Here is a 17,247-nt window from a genome sequence, read left to right on the forward strand (position 1 = left end):
GGGGCCCGTCATGCCATCGATCGTAGAGCCGGACCCGCTCGGCCCGTGCGCCCACCCCGGCCCGGGCAGCGGCGGCGGCTTCGACCTCTTCCACGACGGCCCCGCGACCGGCTACGACTTCCACGACCGGACCGTCTCCCGGCACCTGGTGCACCGCGCCTCGGTGTCCGAGGTCTTCCTCACCGGCTGGCAGGCCACCGGCCCGTACGACTTCCTGCTCGGCGCCCAGTGGCCCCGGCTGCACGGCTTCTACCGGCTGCCCGGGGACCGCTACCACGACCCGGTGCTGCTGGCCGAAACGATCCGCCAGGCGGGGCTGCTGATCGGCCACGCCGGGTTCGGGGTGCCGCGCGGCCACCACTTCGTGCTGGAGGACCTCTCCTACGCGCTCGACGGGCCCGGGCTGCCGGGCCTGGCCGTCAGCGCCGGCCCCGCCTCGCTGATGCTGGCCGTCGGCTGCGAGGACGTCCGGATCCGGCACGGCGAACTGGCCTCGCTGCGGGTGTGCGTCGACGTCACCCGGGACGGCCGGCCGGTCGGCCACGGCAGCGGCCGGCTGCGGGTGCTCTCCCCCGCCGCGTACGCCCGGCTGCGCGGCCCCGAGCGGCGCGCCGCCCCGCCGCGGCCGCCGGCGCCGGCCGCACCCCAGCTGGTCGGCCGCGCGCAGCCCGAGGACGTGGTGCTCAGCCCGACCCTCGCCCCGGACACCTGGCTGCTGCGGGCCGACGCCACCCACCCGGTGCTGTTCGACCACGAGCTGGACCACGTGCCCGGGATGCTGGTGCTGGAGGCCGCCCGGCAGGCCGCCCAGCGGCTGCGCCACCCCGAGCCGGTGGTGCCGGTCGAGCTGGTGACCTCCTTCGAGCACCACATCGAACTGGACCGGCCCTGCTTCGTCCGGGCGGTCCCCGAGCCGGCCTCCGGGGCGACCGGGGCGGGCGGACGGCTGCCGGTACGGGTCCTGCTGGTCCAGGACGGCCGGACGGCGGCCGAGTGCGTGCTGCTCACCGCGCCGTTGGACGGGCCGGCCGAGAGCCCGACGGCACCGGCCCGGCGGGACGCCTGCGAGGGCCGCCCCGCCGCTCCGGACCTCGACGGCACCCGGCTGCCGCTCGCGAGCTGACCCCCGTCAGGCGGCCACCAGGGCCGCCGGCCGGCCCGCGTGCATCACGCTGAGGTTGGTCGCCAGCCGGACCGGGTCCTGGGCCAGCCAGAGCCGCAGCGCCGCGCCCAGGGCGGCACTGGCGGACTCGATCCGGACGTCGGTGATCTGGGCGATCCGGGCCGCGCCGGGCACCAGCAGGTCGGCCAGCGGGGTCGGCAGCCAGACCGTCAGGGCGCACGGCGCGGGCACCACCAGCGCCCCCAGCAGCCGGTAGGCGTCCCCCGGCGCGCTGAGCGTGGGGATGATGTCCAGCAGCGCGTCGGACACCACCTCGGACACGTCGCTCCGGTGCCCCTGGGCGAGCCTGCGGAGCAGCATGCGCTCGGCGGCGGTGATTCGGACGGTCAGCATGACCTCGTCGCACTCCATTGCGCGATTTCCTCCTCAATTCCCTCTCGCGCCGACCGGCGGCCGGCACGCACTACCCCTGTCGCACCTCGGCCCGGCTACCTGTGGGAGAGAGCCGGGCCGGTGGGTGATCGTGTGCCCCGGTCAGATCCCCGCGTAGGAGTGCTTTCCGGTGACGAAGATGTTCACGCCGTAGTAGTTGAAGAGCCAGCAGGCGAACGCCGCCAGCGCCAGGTAGGCGGCCTTGCGGCCCTTCCAGCCGGCCGTCGCACGGGCGTGCAGGTAGCAGGCGTAGGCGACCCAGGTGATGAACGACCAGGTCTCCTTCGGGTCCCACTCCCAGTACTTGCCCCAGGCCGCCTCGGCCCAGATCGCGCCCGCGATGATGGTGAAGGTCCACAGCGGGAAGACCAGGGCGTTGATCCGGTAGGACAGCTTGTCGAAGGTGGACGCGGCGGGCAGCCGGCGCCAGATCGAGGCCGAGGTGCCCAGCGGACCGGTGGTGAGGCCGGCCGCCATGCGCTTGTCGAAGGAGTCCTTGCCGAGGTACAGCAGCGTCGCGATGAACGCCGCGTAGAAGGCACCGCCGCAGAAGATCGCGGTGGAGACGTGGATCGCCAGCCACGGCGAGTGCAGCGCCGGGACGAGCTGCTCGGAGTCCGTGTACAGCACCGTGGTGGCGATGCCGAGGGTCAGCAGCCCCGCGAGGACGACCGGCAGGCCGAGCCAGCGGACGTTCTTCTTCGTGGCCAGCAGCACCAGGTACGCCGCCGTCATGGCGAAGGCGAACGCGCACGAGAACTCGTACATGTTGCCCCACGGCCAGCGGGAGACCGACAGGCCGCGGGTGACGATCCCACCCACGTGCAGCAGGGCCGCGAGCACGGTGAGCGAGATGGCGATCCGGCCGGCCAGGTCGGCCTTCTCGTTGGTGCCGGCCGCGCCCGGGCCGTCCACCTCGTCGGCGCCGCGCCCGCTGGTGACCACCGTCGCGCCCTCGCCCGCGACCGCGGTGCGGGTGAGCGTGGTGGTGCCGCCGCCGGCTCCCGCCACGGTGACCGTGACCTTCTTCGCGGCCTTGTCCGCGGCCTGCTGCCCGGCCGCGGCGACGGTCTCGGCGAGGCTGCCCGCCTGCTCCTTCGAGCGGACGGCGACGCCGCCCCTGCTGCCGAAGGTCCACTCGATCATGTGGGCGAACATGGCGAGGGTGTAGACCACCATCGCCGAATAGATCAGCTTGTTGGAGAGGTCGGCCAGCTGTGGGTCGACCGCCGAGGCGAGGTGCACCGTCTACTCCTTGGAGTTCTGGTCGGCAGGGGCTGCGGGGTCCGGGGAGGCCTTCGGGGCGGTGGGGTCCCCGGGCTCCTCGGGTACGTCCGTTTCGGTGGTGTCGTCCTCGTCCTCGTCCTCGGAGGCCGGGGCGTCGTCCTGGAGGTCGACCGCGAGCTCCGCCAGCTCCTCGGCGATCTTCGCCGACTCGCTGCGGGCCAGGCCGGCCAGCTCCACCTGGGTGCCGCCGCCGGGCAGGGCGACCGCCCGCACCCAGATCCGGCGGCGCTGGATGAACAGCGAGCCGATCAGGCCGAGGATCGCGAGCACTCCGCCGGCCAGGGCGATCTCGTTGCCCGGGCGGTGCGTGATGTTGAAGCTGGCCCACTGCTTGTAGCCCTCGAAGGTCACCGAGCCGTAGCCGTCGGGCAGCGCCCAGGCCTGGCCGGGCTTGAGCCTGGCCTTGGCCGGCTGGCCGTCCTGGGTCAGCTGGGTGAGCTTGCGGGTGTTGAGCTGGTAGACGTTCTGCGGCAGGCCGGAGTCGGTGCCGAGGTCGCCCGCGAAGGCGTTCAGCACCAGCTCGGGGGCGGCGTCGCCGGGGAACAGCGAGACCGGGCCGGTGCCCTCGAAGCTCAGCGGGGCGGTCGGCAGGAAGAAGCCGGAGAAGCCCATCTGGGTCTTGTTGCCGTCGGGGCCCGCGCCGTAGTCGGAGACCTTCACGACGCCGGTGGAGGTCAGGTTGCCGTCCTGCGGCAGGAACGGGACGGCGCCCTGGTAGACGACCTCGCCCTTGCCGTTCTTGACGGTGACGAACGGGGCGTAGCCGTGGCCGATCAGGTAGACCTTGCTGCCGCCGACCTCCAGCGGGTGGTTGACCTCGATGGTCGACTTCTTCAGCTTGGACTCGTCGCTGCCCTCGTAGTACTCGACGTTCGCGGTGAACTGCCGGGCGGCGCCGATCTGGTCGCCCTTCTCCTGGAACTTCGAGGTGAAGCCGTTCAGCTTCAGGTAGAAGGGGTCGAGGTCCTGGCTGCCGTAGAAGCGGGTGCCGGTGAAGTCGTCGAGCTGGGTGATGGTGTTGGAGTAACCCTCGCCCTCGATCATCAGCTTGCCGCCGGTGCCGGCGGCCAGGCTGGACCAGGCGAAGCCGCCGAGCAGCGCGAACAGCGACAGGTGGAACAGCAGGTTGCCGACCTCGCGCAGGTACCCCTTCTCGGCGGACACCGCGCCGCCGGACAGGTGGGCGCGGAAGCCGCGCTTGCGCAGCAGCCGGTGCGCGGCGGCGTTCACCTTCTCGGCGTCCGCCGAGGTGCGCCAGGCCGCGTGCACCGGCATCCGGGTCAGGTTGCGCGGGGCGGCCGGCGGCTGGGCGCGCAGCACGCCGACGAACTGCCAGGTGCGCGGGACGATGCAGCCGGCCAGCGAGACGAACAGCAGGATGTAGATCGCGGAGAACCAGACCGAGCTGTAGACGTCGAACAGCTGGAGCTTCTCGTAGATCGGCGCGACCGTGGTGTGCTGCGCCTTCCAGGTCTGCACCTTGAACTGGTTCTGCCCGTTCTGCGGGATCAGCGAGCCGGGGATGGCGGCCAGCGACAGCAGGAAGAGCAGGATCAGGGCGACCCGCATCGAGGTCAGCTGGCGCCACATCCAGCGCGCCCAGCCGAACGCCCCCATGCCGGTCGGGCCCTCGGACTCGACCGGTGCGGTGCTGAGCCGCTCGGCGGCGCTGTCGTCCGGCGCCGGGGGCTGCTCGGTCTCGGTCGTGGTGTCGCTCACGGTCAGATTCCGATCTGGAAGTCGGCGGTCCAGGACTGCAGCTGGCTCATCATCGAGTCCCAGATCCCGGTGACGAGCAGCAGACCGACCGCGACGAGCATGCCGCCGCCGATCCTCATGACGAGCGGGTAGTGCCGCTTGACCCAGCCGAAGGCGCCCAGCGCCCGGCGGAACGCCACGGCGGCCAGGATGAACGGTACGCCGAGGCCCAGGCAGTAGAAGGTGGTCAGTAGCGCGCCACGCTGGGCGTCGGCCTGGTTGAGCGCCAGGTTCTGGACGGCGGTCAGGGTCGGGCCCATGCACGGGGTCCAGCCGACGCCGAAGACCACCCCGAGCATCGGGGCGCCCAGCAGGCCGACGGCCGGACGGCGGTGCGAGCGGACCTCGCGCATGCTCAGCCCGGGCACCAGGCCCATGAACGCCAGGCCCATCACCACGGTGAGCGAGCCCAGCACGATGCTGATGATCCGCTTGTAGTCCTGGAGCTCCTGGCCGAAGTAGCCGAACAGGGCGCCGGTGGAGACGAACACCGCGGTGAAGCCGAGGATGAACAGCACGACGCCGAGCAGCATCCGGCCGCGCCGCGAGCCGCGGGCGTCCGCGAGGTCGGCGGCGGAGAAGCCGGTCACGTACGACAGGTAGCCCGGGACCAGCGGCAGCACGCACGGCGAGAAGAACGACGCCAGCCCCGCCACCAGCGCGACCGGGGCGGCGGCCAGCAGCGCGCCGCTCTGGACGGTCGAGGTGGCGTCGGCGAGGTGCAGCGGCGGCAGGCTCACTGCTTCTGCTCCGCGACCACCGGCTGGAGGATCGACTCCAGCGCGTCCTCGGTGGTGCCGCCGACGGCGCGGGCGGCCAGCTTGCCGTCCCGGTCGACGACCAGGGTGGTCGGGATGGACTGGGGGTTGAGGCTGCCCTTGGGGAACTTGAGCAGCTGGGTGCCGGCCGGGTCGAACAGGCTCGGGTAGGTGACGCCCTGCTCCTGCTCGAAGCGGAGGGCGTTCTGCTTCTCGGTGTCCCGGGTGTTGATGCCGAGGAACTGGACGCCCTGGTCCTTGTACTTCTCCGAGACGGTCTGGAGGCTCTTGGCCTCGGCCCGGCACGGGCCGCACCAGGAGCCCCAGACGTTCAGCACGACGACCTTGCCCCGGTAGTCGGAGAGCTTGGCCGCGGTGCCCTCCAGGGTCTCCCCGGTGATGTCCGGCGCGTCCCCGCGCTTGCCCGCCTCCGCCTTCGACAGGTTGGTGCCCTTGACCGTGACGAAGCCGACCTGGCCCTCGCCGCTGCCCGACGAGCCCGAGGAGGTACAGCCGGTGAGGGCGAGCGCAGCGGCGGCGACGGTGGCGGCGGCTGCTGCGGCGACACGGGGACGGGGGCGCGTCATGGCAGACATGTGAAAAGTTTCGCATGGAGTTCCGGGCGGGTTCGCCGGGGTCCTGCCTTGCGCGTCGCACCCCCTCTGACCTGCGACGAAATCGGGTCACCCGGCGTTCGCCAGGTGACCCGAAGTCATACTTACACGCCGCTTACGGAGGCTAGGCGCCGAAGCTCTTGCCCACCGGCTTGTCGCCCTTGCGGCCCTTGCCCACCAGGTGCGCGGGCAGCAGGTCGCGGGCCGGCTCGCGGTAGCCGACCGAGACGATCTTGTCGCCCTCGAAGGTGAAGCTGGTCAGCGAGGCCAGCGAGCACTGCCGGTTGCGCGGGTCGTGCCACAGCCGGCGGCGCTCGACGAAGGAGCGCAGGATCCAGATCGGCAGCTGGTGGCTGACGCAGACCGCCTCGTGCCCGCGGGCGGCGTCCCGGGCGGCGCCGAGCGCACCCATCATCCGCACCACCTGGTCGAGGTACGGCTCGCCCCAGGAGGGCTTGAACGGGTTGGTGAGGTACTTCCAGTAGCCCGGGTTCCGCAGCGAACCGTCGCCGACCCCGAAGGTCTTGCCCTCGAAGACGTTCTCCGCCTCGATCAGCCGCTCGTCCACCGCGACGGCCAGGCCGTGCGCCTCGGCGATCGGCGCGGCGGTCTCCTGGGCCCGCTCCAGCGGGGAGGCCACCACGTGGGTGACGTCCCGGTCGGCCAGGTCCTCGGCGACCCGCTCGGCCATCTTCCGGCCCAGCTCGGACAGGTGGTAGTCCGGCAGGCGCCCGTACAGGACGCCCTCCGGGTTGTGCACCTCGCCGTGCCGCATCACGTGGACGACGGTGATCTCTTTGGCGCTCACTTCTCGACTACTCCTGGGAATCGGGTACGGGCCGCGGCGGTCAGGCCGTGGCGGCGGCAGCGGCGCGCGCGGCGGCCGGCAGGGCGGCGGCGATCCGCTCGATCGCCCGCTCGTCGTGGGACGCCGAGACGAACCAGGACTCGAAGGCGGACGGCGGCAGGTAGACGCCCTCGGCCAGCATGGCGTGGAAGAAGGCGGTGAAACGGTACGCCTCCTGGGTCTTCGCCTCGTCGTAGTTCGTGACGGCGGCCTCGGTGAAGAACACCGAGAACATGTTCCCGGCGGTCTGCAGCCGGTGCGCCACGCCCTCCTTGGTGAGCGCGTCGGCGACCAGGCCGGAGACCTCGGCGGCGACCTTGTCCACCGTCGCGTACACCTCGTCGGTGCAGCCGCGCAGCTGGGCCAGGCCGGCCGCGGTGGCGATCGGGTTCCCGGACAGGGTGCCCGCCTGGTAGACCGGGCCGGCCGGGGCCAGGTGCGCCATCACGTCGGCGCGCCCGCCGAAGGCCGCGGCCGGGAAGCCGCCGCCCATGACCTTGCCGAAGGTCAGCAGGTCCGGTGCCCAGCCCTCGTTCGCCGCCTCCAGGCCGTACCAGCCGGCCTTGGAGACGCGGAAGCCGGTCATCACCTCGTCGGAGATGAACAGCGCGCCGTTCTCCCGGCAGAGCCGGGCCAGGCCGCCGTTGAAGCCGGGCAGCGGCGGGACGACGCCCATGTTGCCGGGCGAGGCCTCGGTGATCACGCAGGCGATCTCGCCCGGGTGGGCGGCGAAGGCCCGCTCGACGGCGGCGAGGTCGTTGTAGGGCAGCACGATGGTGTCGCCGGCCTGGGCGCCGGTGACGCCCGGGGTGTCCGGCAGGCCGAAGGTGGCGACGCCGGAACCGGCGGCGGCCAGCAGCGCGTCCACGTGACCGTGGTAGCAGCCGGCGAACTTGACCACCTTCGCCCGGCCGGTGAAGCCGCGGGCCAGCCGGATCGCGGACATGGTGGCCTCGGTGCCGGAGGAGACCAGCCGGACCTGCTCGACCGGGGCGACCCGGGCGACGATCTCCTCGGCCAGCTCGACCTCGCCCTGGCCGGGGGTGCCGAAGGAGGTGCCCTTGGAGACGGCCTGCCGGACGGCGTCGATCACCGCGGGGTGCGCGTGGCCGAGGATCATCGGACCCCACGAGCACACCAGGTCGACGTACTCGCGGCCGTCGGCGTCGGTGAGGTAGGGGCCGGTGCCGGACACCATGAAGCGCGGCGTGCCGCCGACCGCGCGGAAGGCGCGCACCGGGGAGTTGACGCCGCCGGGCGTCACCACGGAGGCGCGGTCGAACAGCGACTGGGACTGGGGGGCTTCGTAGGGGTAGCTCACAAAAGACATGGTCTCAAATCGTGTCCTCACGCTCTGCATGTCCGACCCGATCATCTGGAACGATGATCCGGGCACCGTTGTCTGTACGGTTGTCCGTACAGCAGGGGCCGCTGACTGCACCGGACCGGGGACCAGTCAGACTGTGTACACAGAGTGCGCAGGGGCTCCGGTTTGTGTGCAGGGGTGTGGAGAGGACTGCCGCGTACCGCGAATGGGTACGGCGGCGCATGACGGGTAAGGAGCACGTCCGGTGGGCGCCGGATGTGCGGGGGTCTGTCGATTCCGGCGAATTCCGGTGAGGATGGTCCGAGTGTCCGAGGCGCAGGACGGCTACGACGAGGCCGCGGGGGGCTCCCGACGGCCCGCCGAGGCCGCACGCGGGGGTACGGGTCGCGGTCGGCGCGGGGGTGAGAGGCGGAGTGAGGGACGCGTGGGGGTGACCTACAAGTACTTCGGAGCCCCGGACCGCGCGACCGCCGCCAGGGTTCCCACCGCCCTCGGCCCGGGCGGGCTCGGCCTGGACGCCGGCGAGCTCGGCGCGCTGGGGCGGCTCGGCGACCTGATGGAGACCAGCGGCTCCCCCACCGGCCACCTCTCCACCAAGATCAAGCCGGAGACGATGAGCGCCATGGTGCTCACCGGTATCCAGGGCGTCCCGCTGCACCAGGTGCCGCCGCTGGAGCTGGTCGTGCTGCACCCCGACTACGCCGTCGTCCAGCTCCCCCACAACGTCGTCGAACCGCTGCGCAAGGCCGACGAGACCGAACTCGGCGCCGCCGCCTTCATCTGGTCCACCGTGCCGGACCGGCGCGGGCCGCGGGACGCCTTCGTGATCTACAGCATGCTGCACGAGTGGCAGGACTTCGCCAACCGCCTCCACGAGGCCGGGCACCAGCTGTACTGCCTGGTCTGGCCGTGACGTCCCGCCTCGACCCGCCGCTCGAACACGGGTCGGGGCCAGGCGAGTTGACCGCTCGCCAGTTCTGACGCCCGGTAGGCCCCGCTCGGGGGCCTACCCCCGGGCGCGACGGGCGCGGCGGACGGTGCGTTCGACCTCGACCGGCTCCGCGAGGTGGCCGTCCACCAGGTGGGCCAGGGCCGAGACGAACACCTCGCGCTCGGGCGCCGGCAGCGACTCCAGCAGCTCGCGGTGCACCCGGTCGGCGATCGCGGTGCCCCGCGCCACGGCCCGCTCGCCCGCCTCGGTGACGGACACGATCCGGGCCCGCCGGTCGGTCGCGGACGGGTGGCGCTCGGCCAGGCCCGCCTTCTCCAGCTCGTCGACGGTGACCACCATGGTCGTCTTGTCCAGGTCCGCCAGCTCGGCCAGCTGGATCTGGGTGCGCTCGGCCTCCCGCGCGTGGAACAGCACGCAGTAGGCGCGCGGGGTGATCCCGAGCTCGGTGAAGGCGGCCGCCATCCGGGTGGCCAGCACGTGGCTCGCGTGGTCCATCAGCCCGGAGATGTCGCGGATCTGGCGCACGGGCGGCGGGGTCGTCGTCATGCGTCCGAGGTTAGCAACGGCCCATCTGCTGCCGGATGATCCCGTTGCCAACCAACGCCGGGTCTACGGGATGCCCAACTCGAACAGCGCATACCCGGCGTACCAGCCCGCCGCGAGGACCGGCATCGCGAGCAGCCCGGCCAGCGAGGAGGTCCGCACCCGGCGCAGCGCCACCGCCAGGCCGATGCAGAGCGGGAAGGCGGGCAGCAGGTAGCGCGAGATGTTGCCGAAGATCTGGTTGCTGCTCAGCGCGGTGGCGATGGTGAGCGCGGTGTAGACCCACAGCACCAGCGGCGGCCGGGTGCGCCAGAGCAGCACCAGCAGTCCGGGCAGGGCCATCAGCAGGGCGATCGCGATCAGGTCCGGGACGGGGTTGGACTGCCAGAAGGTCCAGTGGCCGGTGATCACGTCCATGATCGTGCGCAGGGTGGAGGCGCCGCCGTCGAAGTAGCGGTTCCAGGCGCCCTGCTGGAGCTTGAAGTAGCCTCCCCAGTCGCCCATCCGCCAGCCGACCCAGGCGATGTAGCCGATCAGGCCCCAGGGGGTGATCAGCATCGCGGTCAGCGGGCGGGCCACCCCGTCGGTGCGGCGGACCAGCGCGACCAGCGCGGCGATCGAGACGGCGGCGATCAGCGCGGCGGCGGTCGGCCGGTTGAGGCCCGCCACCAGCGCCAGCAGGCCGGCCGCGAGCCAGCGGCGGGTCATCACGCAGTAGCAGGCCCAGGCGGACAGCGCCACGAACAGCGAGTCCGAGTAGACCGCCCACTCCACGCCGGAGCCCGGGAACAGGCCCCAGAGCACCGCGGCGATCACGCCCGCCCGGCGGCCGCCGAGCCGCTCGGCGACCGCGAAGATCCCGGCCGCGGCGACCAGCGAGGCGAGCACCGAGACCACGATCCCGGAGCCGTACGGGCCGAGCCCGGTGACGGCTCCGACCAGCCGCATCAGCCAGGGGTAGAGCGGGAAGAAGGCGGCGGAGTTCTCGTAGTAGGTGGCCAGCGGGAAGCCGTGCAGCGGGATCAGCTGCGGGTCGTACCCGTTCTCGGCGATCCGCTGGTACCAGACGCCGTCCCAGGTGCCCAGCACGTCCCAGGCGTTGGCGCCGCCGCCGCGGCCCGGCTGCTTCTTCAGGTAGTCGCCGGTGTGCGAGAGCAGCAGCATGAAGACGGTCAGGCCGATGGCCTTGACCACCGCGTACGCGCCCAGCGCGGGCGCGAAGCGGTCCACCAGCGCCCCGAACCGCCCGGGCGCCCGGCCCGCGCGCTCCTCGGAGGCCTCCGCGCGCGCCGTCTCGGACGCCGTCTCGGGCACGTCGGGCTGGGTGCTGGACGACTCGGTGCTCGATGCCGTGCTCATCTGGTCTGGGTACTCCCCGCCCCGCTCGTGGTCCGCGCGGCTCCGGCGCAACGATTTTCCCGTGAGCCTACGGCACGCCTCCGGACCGGGAACCCCCTGGAGCCCCGGACCCGGGCGGGAACGGGGCCGCCGCCGCCCCGGGCGGGGACGGCGGCGGCCGGAGGACCCGGGGTGGATCAGCCGTGGACGTAGACGATGCCGAGCTTGGTCAGCTGCCAGAGCTGGCCGGCGGCGCCGGTGTCGGTGGCGAGCTCGACGTAGGGGTTGCCCTTGGCGTCGAGGGTGCTGCCGACCGCCAGGACCTTGCCCTGGTCCTGGGAGTCGGCGATCTTGTAGCGGCCGTCGCCGGCCGGCTTGAACACCCAGCGCTGGTTGCCGCCGCCGTTGCAGCCCCACTGCTGGATCCGGGTGCCGGGGGCGGTGGAGGCGGCGTTGGCGTCCAGGCACATGTCGCGGTTGCCGCTGAAGTCGACCTCGTAGCTGCCGCCGGCCTTGGCCTCCAGGACGAAGGACTGGTTGAGCCCGCCGGTGGCCGGGTAGCTGATCGCGGCCCGCCCGTTGGTGGAGTCGCCGTAGCTGCCGCCGCCGGTGAGGTCGAGCGCGTTGCCGGTGGCCGCGTTGGTCAGCTGGTACCAGGAGCCGTCCTCGGGGACGTCGCCGAACGGCTGTCCGGGGCTGAGCGGCTGGATCGAGGTGGCGTTCTGTTGGTTGAGCGTGCAGTACGTCTGCGCCAGCTCGGGGCGGGAGTAGAACTGGCCGAGGCAGACGCCCTCACCGCGGTAGCCCGCCACCCGCAGGTGGTACGACTGGCGGATCATGTTCATGCACAGCCCGGGGATGCCGATCTGCGAGTCGCAGCCGTTGCGCACCCACTCGGAGAGGTTGATGACGTCCCCGTTGGTGTACTCGTACGGGGAGCTCGTCCACTCCGCGCAGACCTCGTGCCCGAAGGCGACCCGCCGCTGGTCCAGGTAGCGGACGCCGGGCACCTGCTCGGCCGCGCCGCGCAGCGCGTCGCTGAGGGTCGGCACCACCCAGTTGTGGCCCCAGGCGAGGTCCTCGGGGAAGGCCGGGCAGCCGTCGGCGACCTTGCCGACGTAGTCGTTGCGCCGGATGTCCGGGGTGATCGGGTTGAAGTACGACTGGTAGACCAGCTGGTACGAGGAGTCGGCGTAGCCGGCCCTGCGCATGGTCTGACGGATGTTCTGGAGCGCCGCGATCACCTTGGGCTGGACGCCCTTGGCGCGCCGGCGGATCTCGTCGCTGCCGATGGTGTCCCGGCAGCCCTGGTCCTTGGGGATCGGGAAGTACTGCGCCAGGCAGTGCATCATGATGCCGCTGAAGTCGAAGTCGTCGTTGGCGCCGATGGTGACGACGACCATCTTGACGTCGTACTTCGCCGCCGTGTCGGCCAGCTTGACGTCCTGCTTGGGCTCGCCGAAGTCGCCGCTGCCCTGGCCGGTGATCTTCGCCAGCTCCGGGTCGCTGACCAGGTCGCCGGTCTGGGCGCCGGAGCAGGCGAGGTCGATCGGGGTGACCCCGGGGATGTCGGTGACGAAGATCTCCGACTTGGGGTGGCGGTGGCAGTAGTTGGTGGGGCTGTCCGTCTCCGGGAAGTAGCCGTCGTTGGTGTCGGTGCCGGCGCCCTCCCCGGAGATGGCGCTGTCGCCGAGGGCGACGATCGCGGCCGGACGGGTGGCCTCGGGCGCGGCCGGGGCGGGGTCGGCCAGGGCGGCGGGGGCGCCGGCCAGGCCGAGGGTGGCGAGGAGGGCTCCGGTGGCGAGCAGCGCGGCGCACCGGGACGCGCCCGTGCGCGTTCGCCGCGCCGCCGACAGTGGGGACCTGGTCACACGCGACTCCTTGCGGGGGTGGGGGACCGCCCTGGCGGGGAGCCGAGCGGTGCGGAGCAAGAGAGGAGCAGGAAAGGTGAGCAGGTCTCGCATTCTAGGAACTGACAAGTAACACAACAAGACTCGCGACATCGCCGGGAACTGACGGACCGCCGGATTCCGGGCAAGCGAAGAGCCGCCGCCCCGCGCCCCAGGAGGGAGGCGCGGAACGGCGGCTCGTACCGGCCGAACCGGGTGCGGGCTCAGCCCACGTTGGCGCACTTGTTGCCGAACGCCGGGTTCAGCAGGCCGACGACGTCGATGGTGTTGCCGCACAGGTTCACCGGGAGGTGCACCGGGACCTGGATCTGGTTGCCGGAGACGACACCGGGGGAACCGGCGGCGACACCCTGCGCGCCGGAGCTGGCCATCGCGGTACCGGCGCCGGTGGCCACGATGCCCACCACGGCCGCGCCGACGGCGGCGGTCTTCTTGATGCTCATACGAGCCTCCTGACTGTTCGACAGATATGCACGGGGAGTGCGACATCAAGAACGAGACCCCACCAGACCGGTTGCGACGGGCCCCGCACTGTCACCCATCCGGCGCAATCGGGTCGCCGGCAGCGGCATTCGGGTGATGGGCGGATCGGACCGTTTCCCCTCGGGCGGCGTCTCGTTCTCCCTCACGGAACCCGGTCTCCACGGCCCCCACGCGGCGGGCCTCCCAAACCCGGCGTCCGGCAACCCGTGCCGGAACGCCCGACCGGAATTCCACCTGGTCGCGCCTTTATCCGAGCTTTTCCCGGCCGTGCGGGAATCGTTTCGGGAGGCAATGCGACCGCGCAGCCGCGGCCGCGCCCGAGCCATGGGCGAAACACGCCGGCGTGCGCCGACCGAGTGACAATCACGGCAATCCCTGAAGCCTTCGGGTGAGTATTCGTGCTCGCCCGGCTCCCGACATTCCCCTTCCGTCGGGCAGAAATCGGAGGAATGACATGCGTAACCTCAGGAAGGCCGCGGCCCTGTCGCTGGCCGTCGGCGGCCTGGTGCTCGGTGGCGCCGGTGGCGCGGTCGCCAGCTCGGGCGCCGAGGGCGTCGCCGCCGGCTCCCCGGGTGTGCTCTCGGGCAACCAGATCCAGGTGCCGATCCACCTGCCGATCAACCTGTGCGGCAACAGCATCGACATCATCGCCCTGCTGAACCCGGCCTTCGGCACCGAGTGCGCCAACATCGGCTGAACCCGCGGTCGCCGCACCGGCGACAGCTGATTCACCCGAGCCCGTGCCGCGCCCCGCAGCGCCGGGGCGCGGCACGCTCAACCCGTGTGTGATCGAGGAGATCAACCCCCATGCAGAACATGAAGAAGGCCGCCGTCCTCTCCGCCGCCGCCGCCGGCCTGGTGCTGGGCGTGGCCGGATCCGCCGCCGCCAACTCGTCCGCCGAGGGCGTCGCCGCCGGCTCCCCCGGTGTCGTCTCCGGCAACCAGATCCAGGTGCCGCTCGACGTCCCGATCAACCTGTGCGGCAACACCATCGACATCGTCGGCCTGCTGAACCCGGCGTTCGGCGGCAAGTGCGCCAACGTGGAGCTGCCGCCGCACGCCGACGACGACTGCTGATCCCCGATCGGCACGCGTTCCGGCCGTCCTGCCCCCCGACCAGCCGGCCGGGGGGCAGTTCGGCATCCCCGGACAGCCGTCCGGGCTCCCCGATCCACCGAAGGGTGATCACGATGGTTTCGAAGAAGAGCGCGGCCGCCCTGGCCGCCGCCGCGGGTGCCGCGGTGCTGCTCGGCGCCGGTTCGGCGCAGGCCGCCACCGCGCCGGGCGAGGCCACCCCCGGCTCGGCCACGCTGGCCAAGACCGACGTCGGCCAGGCCCTGAACGGAACGACCACCGGCCTCGGCTACGGCATCGCGCCGATCAAGAGTCTGCGGCTGGACCCGTGGGCGAACTCCGCGGCCGACTTCCTCAACAACGGCGCGGCCCTCCAGCCGGACCAGGGCCTGCCCTCGGTCGGCACCGGGACGCTGACCGGCCCGCTGAGCGCCGGCGGCGGCGTCAAGGACCTCCCGCTGGTCGGCGGGCTGACCGGCCTCCTCCCCGGCTGAGCCCCCTCCCGGGCGTACGAGAAGCCCGGCATCCCGCCGCGCGGTCGGGGTGCCGGGCTCCCGTACGCCCGCGGGCTAGGACCGGGTGAGGTCGGTCAGGCCGGTCTGCTCCACCACGCCGCCGGTCATCACGGTGGTGGTCCCGGCCAGGGCGCCCGCCGCGTCGGTGAGGGAGAGCCGGCTGTCCTCGCCGCCCAGGCTGGCCTTGGCCCCGGGGACCACCTGCACCGCGCCGGCGATCAGGCGGGGGTCGATCTCGTCCACCTTCAGCCGGCCGTCGGCGAGCTGTCCGGCGCCGTCCTGGGCGAGGGCGAGCGGCTGGCCGAGGGTGAGCCCGGGGGTCTTGGCGTGCAGCGGCGCGGCCGGGGCGTCCAGCAGCACCTTGCCGAGGTCGGCGCTCTGGTCGACCAGCGGGAGCGGCAGCTCGGCGTCGGCGCTCGGGCCGACCTTGCCGGTGCCCAGCTGGGGGACGATCTGCTCCGGGAGCAGTTGGCCGCCGGTGCTGGTGGTCGGGCCCGGCACCGGCGGCATCAGCAGCGAGGTCGGGATGCCGGCCGTGAGGTGACTGCCCAGCGGGGCGAGCGGGACGTCCGCCGGGACCTGCTGGGTGGCCAGCGCGTCCTCCAGCGCGCCGACCTGGTCGAGAGCGGCGGGGGCGGCGGCGGAAGCCGCTCCCTGGGAGGCGAGCACACCGGCACCGACCGCCAGCAGCATCGCGCCGGCCCGCTTGGAGAACTTCATGCTTTTCACCGTTCTGCTGTCCGTACTGGAGATCACTGGAACGGCTGCGGGGGGCCGCAGCCGGAAAGCGATCTGCTCAACGAGTGAGCGGGAGCACGGATTGCACCGGTTAACCGGTTCGGGTTAATAATCCGACCGGATTCCCGTCGGCGCCGCGCCTCCGGGACTCTTTTCAAGAATCCCCGTAACCTTCCGTGCCGTCGTTCTTTGATCTGGACGTCAGTGACTGCAGACCGGGTCTGAGCGTTCTCAGCGTTGTACGCACGGAATCCAAAGAGCATTTTCAGAGAGGGATCTCGCCATGATCCAGAAGTCCTTCGCCGCCGCCGGCCTGGCCGTCGCCGCGCTGGCCGGTGCCGCCGCGCCCGCCTACGCCATCGGCGACGCGGACGGCGCCGCCGCCTCGATCGAGGGCAACGGCGGCACCAACTTCACCGGCACGGTCGGGAACAACAGCCCGAACTTCCACTTCCTGGACAACCCGAACATCTGCCTGCCGGAGATCCACAACATCGCCGTCGGCGTGCTCGGCGTGGCCGTCCCGGTCGAGGTCCCGGTCGCCAACACCGGTGGCAAGCAGTACTGCACCATCGGCCAGGGCACCCAGAGCCAGGGCGACGGCGGCGTGTCCCACCTGATCGGCTGACGGCTCCCCGCTCTGCTCTCCCTGTACCACCCCACGAATCGCTCCCCGATTCACCCCGAGAGGAAAACCGGAAATGATCAAGAAGACCCTCACCGCGGCCGGCCTGGCCGCCGCCGCGCTCGCGATGTCCGCGGGCTCGGCCTCCGCCATCGTCGACTCGGACGGCGCCGCCACCTCCGTCCAGGGCAACGGCGGCACCAACCACACCGGCACCACGGGCAACGGCAGCCCGAACAGCCACGTTCTGGACAACCCGAACATCTGCCTGCCGGAGATCCACAACATCGCCGTCGCCGTCGTCGGCGTCGCGGTCCCGGTCGAGGTGCCGATCCTGAACAGCACCCCGAAGCAGATCTGCGACGTGGGCCAGAACACCCAGTCCTCGGGCGACGCGGGTGTCTCGCACCTGATCGGCTGATCACGGGGCATGGCACGGACGGAGGGCCCGGGGAGGAACGTCTCCCCGGGCCCTCCGGGCTGTGCGGACGAAGTGTCCGGCCGGCCGCGGCAGCGCGGTCCGGACGGGTGAACGCGTCCCGGCCCGGCGCACGGGGCGCCGGGCCGGGACGCCGGATGTGATCACGTGTCAGAGCGCCCGCGGGGGCGCTCCGAGAGAGAGGGCAGTTCCATGAAGAGCAAGCTGGCCAAGGCCGCCCTGACCGCCGCCGCCGCTCTGGCGCTCGCGGGTGCCGCCACCCCGGCCTTCGCCCACGTCGGCCTGGCCGGTGGCGGCGAGTTCGTCGCCTCCGCCGACCAGCCGTTCGCGGCCGCCGAGGGCTTCGGTGTCGCCCACGCCGGCGACGTCGTGGCCGGCGGCTTCGGTGGTGGCGCGGCCACCGCCACCGACCTGATCGGCGGCGGCGCGGGCTTCGCGCACGCCGGAGACGTCGGCATCTAGGCGACGCCGGCATTCGGCCGGA

General features: G+C 72.2%; 20 protein-coding genes. 8 read left to right on the plus strand and 12 right to left on the minus strand.

Features of this window, described 5'->3' with window-relative positions; translation table 11 throughout:
- Positions 1-10 precede the first annotated feature (10 nt).
- Entirely contained in the window at positions 11-1,123 is a 1,113-nt protein-coding gene (locus ACGF13_RS01530) for a ScbA/BarX family gamma-butyrolactone biosynthesis protein (protein WP_392867640.1), read from the plus strand.
- A 6-nt stretch (positions 1,124-1,129) separates the two neighbouring features.
- Here ACGF13_RS01530 and ACGF13_RS01535 read toward each other — a convergent pair whose 3' ends face one another.
- From ACGF13_RS01535 to hemL, 7 genes are all read right to left on the minus strand, one after another.
- The gene (locus tag ACGF13_RS01535; RefSeq protein WP_392867643.1) at positions 1,130-1,516 is read right to left on the minus strand and encodes a hypothetical protein; all 387 of its coding nucleotides are present in this window, start codon (positions 1,514-1,516) and stop codon (positions 1,130-1,132) included.
- Positions 1,517-1,657: 141 nt separating this feature from the next.
- Positions 1,658-2,800, minus strand: a complete 1,143-nt coding sequence (gene ccsB / locus ACGF13_RS01540) for a c-type cytochrome biogenesis protein CcsB (protein ID WP_392867646.1) — start codon at positions 2,798-2,800, stop codon at positions 1,658-1,660.
- Between the two features lie 3 nt (positions 2,801-2,803).
- Positions 2,804-4,561: a cytochrome c biogenesis protein ResB gene (locus ACGF13_RS01545; protein ID WP_392867649.1), complete on the minus strand. Its 1,758-nt coding sequence runs from the start codon at positions 4,559-4,561 to the stop codon at positions 2,804-2,806.
- Between the two features lie 2 nt (positions 4,562-4,563).
- Positions 4,564-5,334, minus strand: coding sequence for a cytochrome c biogenesis protein CcdA (locus ACGF13_RS01550; RefSeq protein ID WP_359902907.1), 771 nt, complete (start codon positions 5,332-5,334; stop codon positions 4,564-4,566).
- 2 nt (positions 5,335-5,336) lie between these two features.
- Positions 5,337-5,954, minus strand: coding sequence for a TlpA family protein disulfide reductase (locus tag ACGF13_RS01555; protein ID WP_392867652.1), 618 nt, complete (start codon positions 5,952-5,954; stop codon positions 5,337-5,339).
- Between the two features lie 142 nt (positions 5,955-6,096).
- Positions 6,097-6,747: a histidine phosphatase family protein gene (locus ACGF13_RS01560; protein ID WP_392868755.1), complete on the minus strand. Its 651-nt coding sequence runs from the start codon at positions 6,745-6,747 to the stop codon at positions 6,097-6,099.
- A gap of 73 nt (positions 6,748-6,820) precedes the next feature.
- Positions 6,821-8,149, minus strand: a complete 1,329-nt coding sequence (hemL, locus tag ACGF13_RS01565; protein ID WP_392867655.1) for a glutamate-1-semialdehyde 2,1-aminomutase — start codon at positions 8,147-8,149, stop codon at positions 6,821-6,823.
- 292 nt (positions 8,150-8,441) lie between these two features.
- On the opposite strand from hemL, the gene ACGF13_RS01570 reads away from it, so the two are divergent.
- Positions 8,442-9,059, plus strand: a complete 618-nt coding sequence (locus tag ACGF13_RS01570; RefSeq protein ID WP_392867658.1) for a hypothetical protein — start codon at positions 8,442-8,444, stop codon at positions 9,057-9,059.
- A 93-nt stretch (positions 9,060-9,152) separates the two neighbouring features.
- Here the strand turns inward: ACGF13_RS01570 and ACGF13_RS01575 are convergent, their stop codons facing one another.
- The 4 genes from ACGF13_RS01575 to ACGF13_RS01590 all read right to left on the minus strand — a co-directional run bounded on the left by ACGF13_RS01575 (position 9,153) and on the right by ACGF13_RS01590 (position 13,332).
- On the minus strand, positions 9,153-9,644 hold the full coding sequence (locus tag ACGF13_RS01575; RefSeq protein WP_392867661.1) for a MarR family winged helix-turn-helix transcriptional regulator: 492 nt from the start codon (positions 9,642-9,644) through the stop codon (positions 9,153-9,155).
- A gap of 63 nt (positions 9,645-9,707) precedes the next feature.
- Entirely contained in the window at positions 9,708-11,000 is a 1,293-nt protein-coding gene (locus tag ACGF13_RS01580) for a glycosyltransferase family 39 protein (protein ID WP_392867664.1), read from the minus strand.
- A 176-nt stretch (positions 11,001-11,176) separates the two neighbouring features.
- Positions 11,177-12,850: an RICIN domain-containing protein gene (locus ACGF13_RS01585; RefSeq protein ID WP_392867667.1), complete on the minus strand. Its 1,674-nt coding sequence runs from the start codon at positions 12,848-12,850 to the stop codon at positions 11,177-11,179.
- A gap of 242 nt (positions 12,851-13,092) precedes the next feature.
- Positions 13,093-13,332 (minus strand): chaplin, encoded by a 240-nt coding sequence (locus ACGF13_RS01590; RefSeq protein ID WP_392867670.1) that lies wholly within the window; start codon positions 13,330-13,332, stop codon positions 13,093-13,095.
- A gap of 494 nt (positions 13,333-13,826) precedes the next feature.
- On the opposite strand from ACGF13_RS01590, the gene ACGF13_RS01595 reads away from it, so the two are divergent.
- The 3 genes from ACGF13_RS01595 to ACGF13_RS01605 all read left to right on the plus strand — a co-directional run bounded on the left by ACGF13_RS01595 (position 13,827) and on the right by ACGF13_RS01605 (position 14,940).
- Positions 13,827-14,069: a chaplin gene (locus ACGF13_RS01595; protein WP_392867673.1), complete on the plus strand. Its 243-nt coding sequence runs from the start codon at positions 13,827-13,829 to the stop codon at positions 14,067-14,069.
- A gap of 110 nt (positions 14,070-14,179) precedes the next feature.
- Positions 14,180-14,449 (plus strand): chaplin, encoded by a 270-nt coding sequence (locus tag ACGF13_RS01600; RefSeq protein WP_392867676.1) that lies wholly within the window; start codon positions 14,180-14,182, stop codon positions 14,447-14,449.
- A gap of 113 nt (positions 14,450-14,562) precedes the next feature.
- A complete protein-coding gene (locus ACGF13_RS01605; protein WP_392867679.1) occupies positions 14,563-14,940 on the plus strand; it encodes a hypothetical protein in 378 nt (125 codons plus the stop codon).
- A 75-nt stretch (positions 14,941-15,015) separates the two neighbouring features.
- Here the strand turns inward: ACGF13_RS01605 and ACGF13_RS01610 are convergent, their stop codons facing one another.
- On the minus strand, positions 15,016-15,681 hold the full coding sequence (locus tag ACGF13_RS01610) for a hypothetical protein (RefSeq protein ID WP_392867682.1): 666 nt from the start codon (positions 15,679-15,681) through the stop codon (positions 15,016-15,018).
- 301 nt (positions 15,682-15,982) lie between these two features.
- On the opposite strand from ACGF13_RS01610, the gene ACGF13_RS01615 reads away from it, so the two are divergent.
- The 3 genes from ACGF13_RS01615 (at position 15,983) to ACGF13_RS01625 (ending at position 17,225) form a co-directional block, all read left to right on the plus strand.
- Positions 15,983-16,327, plus strand: a complete 345-nt coding sequence (locus ACGF13_RS01615; protein ID WP_392867685.1) for a rodlet layer protein — start codon at positions 15,983-15,985, stop codon at positions 16,325-16,327.
- A gap of 73 nt (positions 16,328-16,400) precedes the next feature.
- A complete protein-coding gene (locus ACGF13_RS01620; RefSeq protein ID WP_392867688.1) occupies positions 16,401-16,745 on the plus strand; it encodes a rodlet layer protein in 345 nt (114 codons plus the stop codon).
- Positions 16,746-16,955: 210 nt separating this feature from the next.
- Entirely contained in the window at positions 16,956-17,225 is a 270-nt protein-coding gene (locus ACGF13_RS01625) for a hypothetical protein (RefSeq protein WP_392867691.1), read from the plus strand.
- The last annotated feature ends 22 nt before the right edge of the window (positions 17,226-17,247 follow it).

Origin of the sequence: Kitasatospora sp. NPDC048286 (assembly GCF_043201735.1) — a bacterium.
Classification (GTDB): Bacteria; Actinomycetota; Actinomycetes; order Streptomycetales; family Streptomycetaceae; genus Kitasatospora.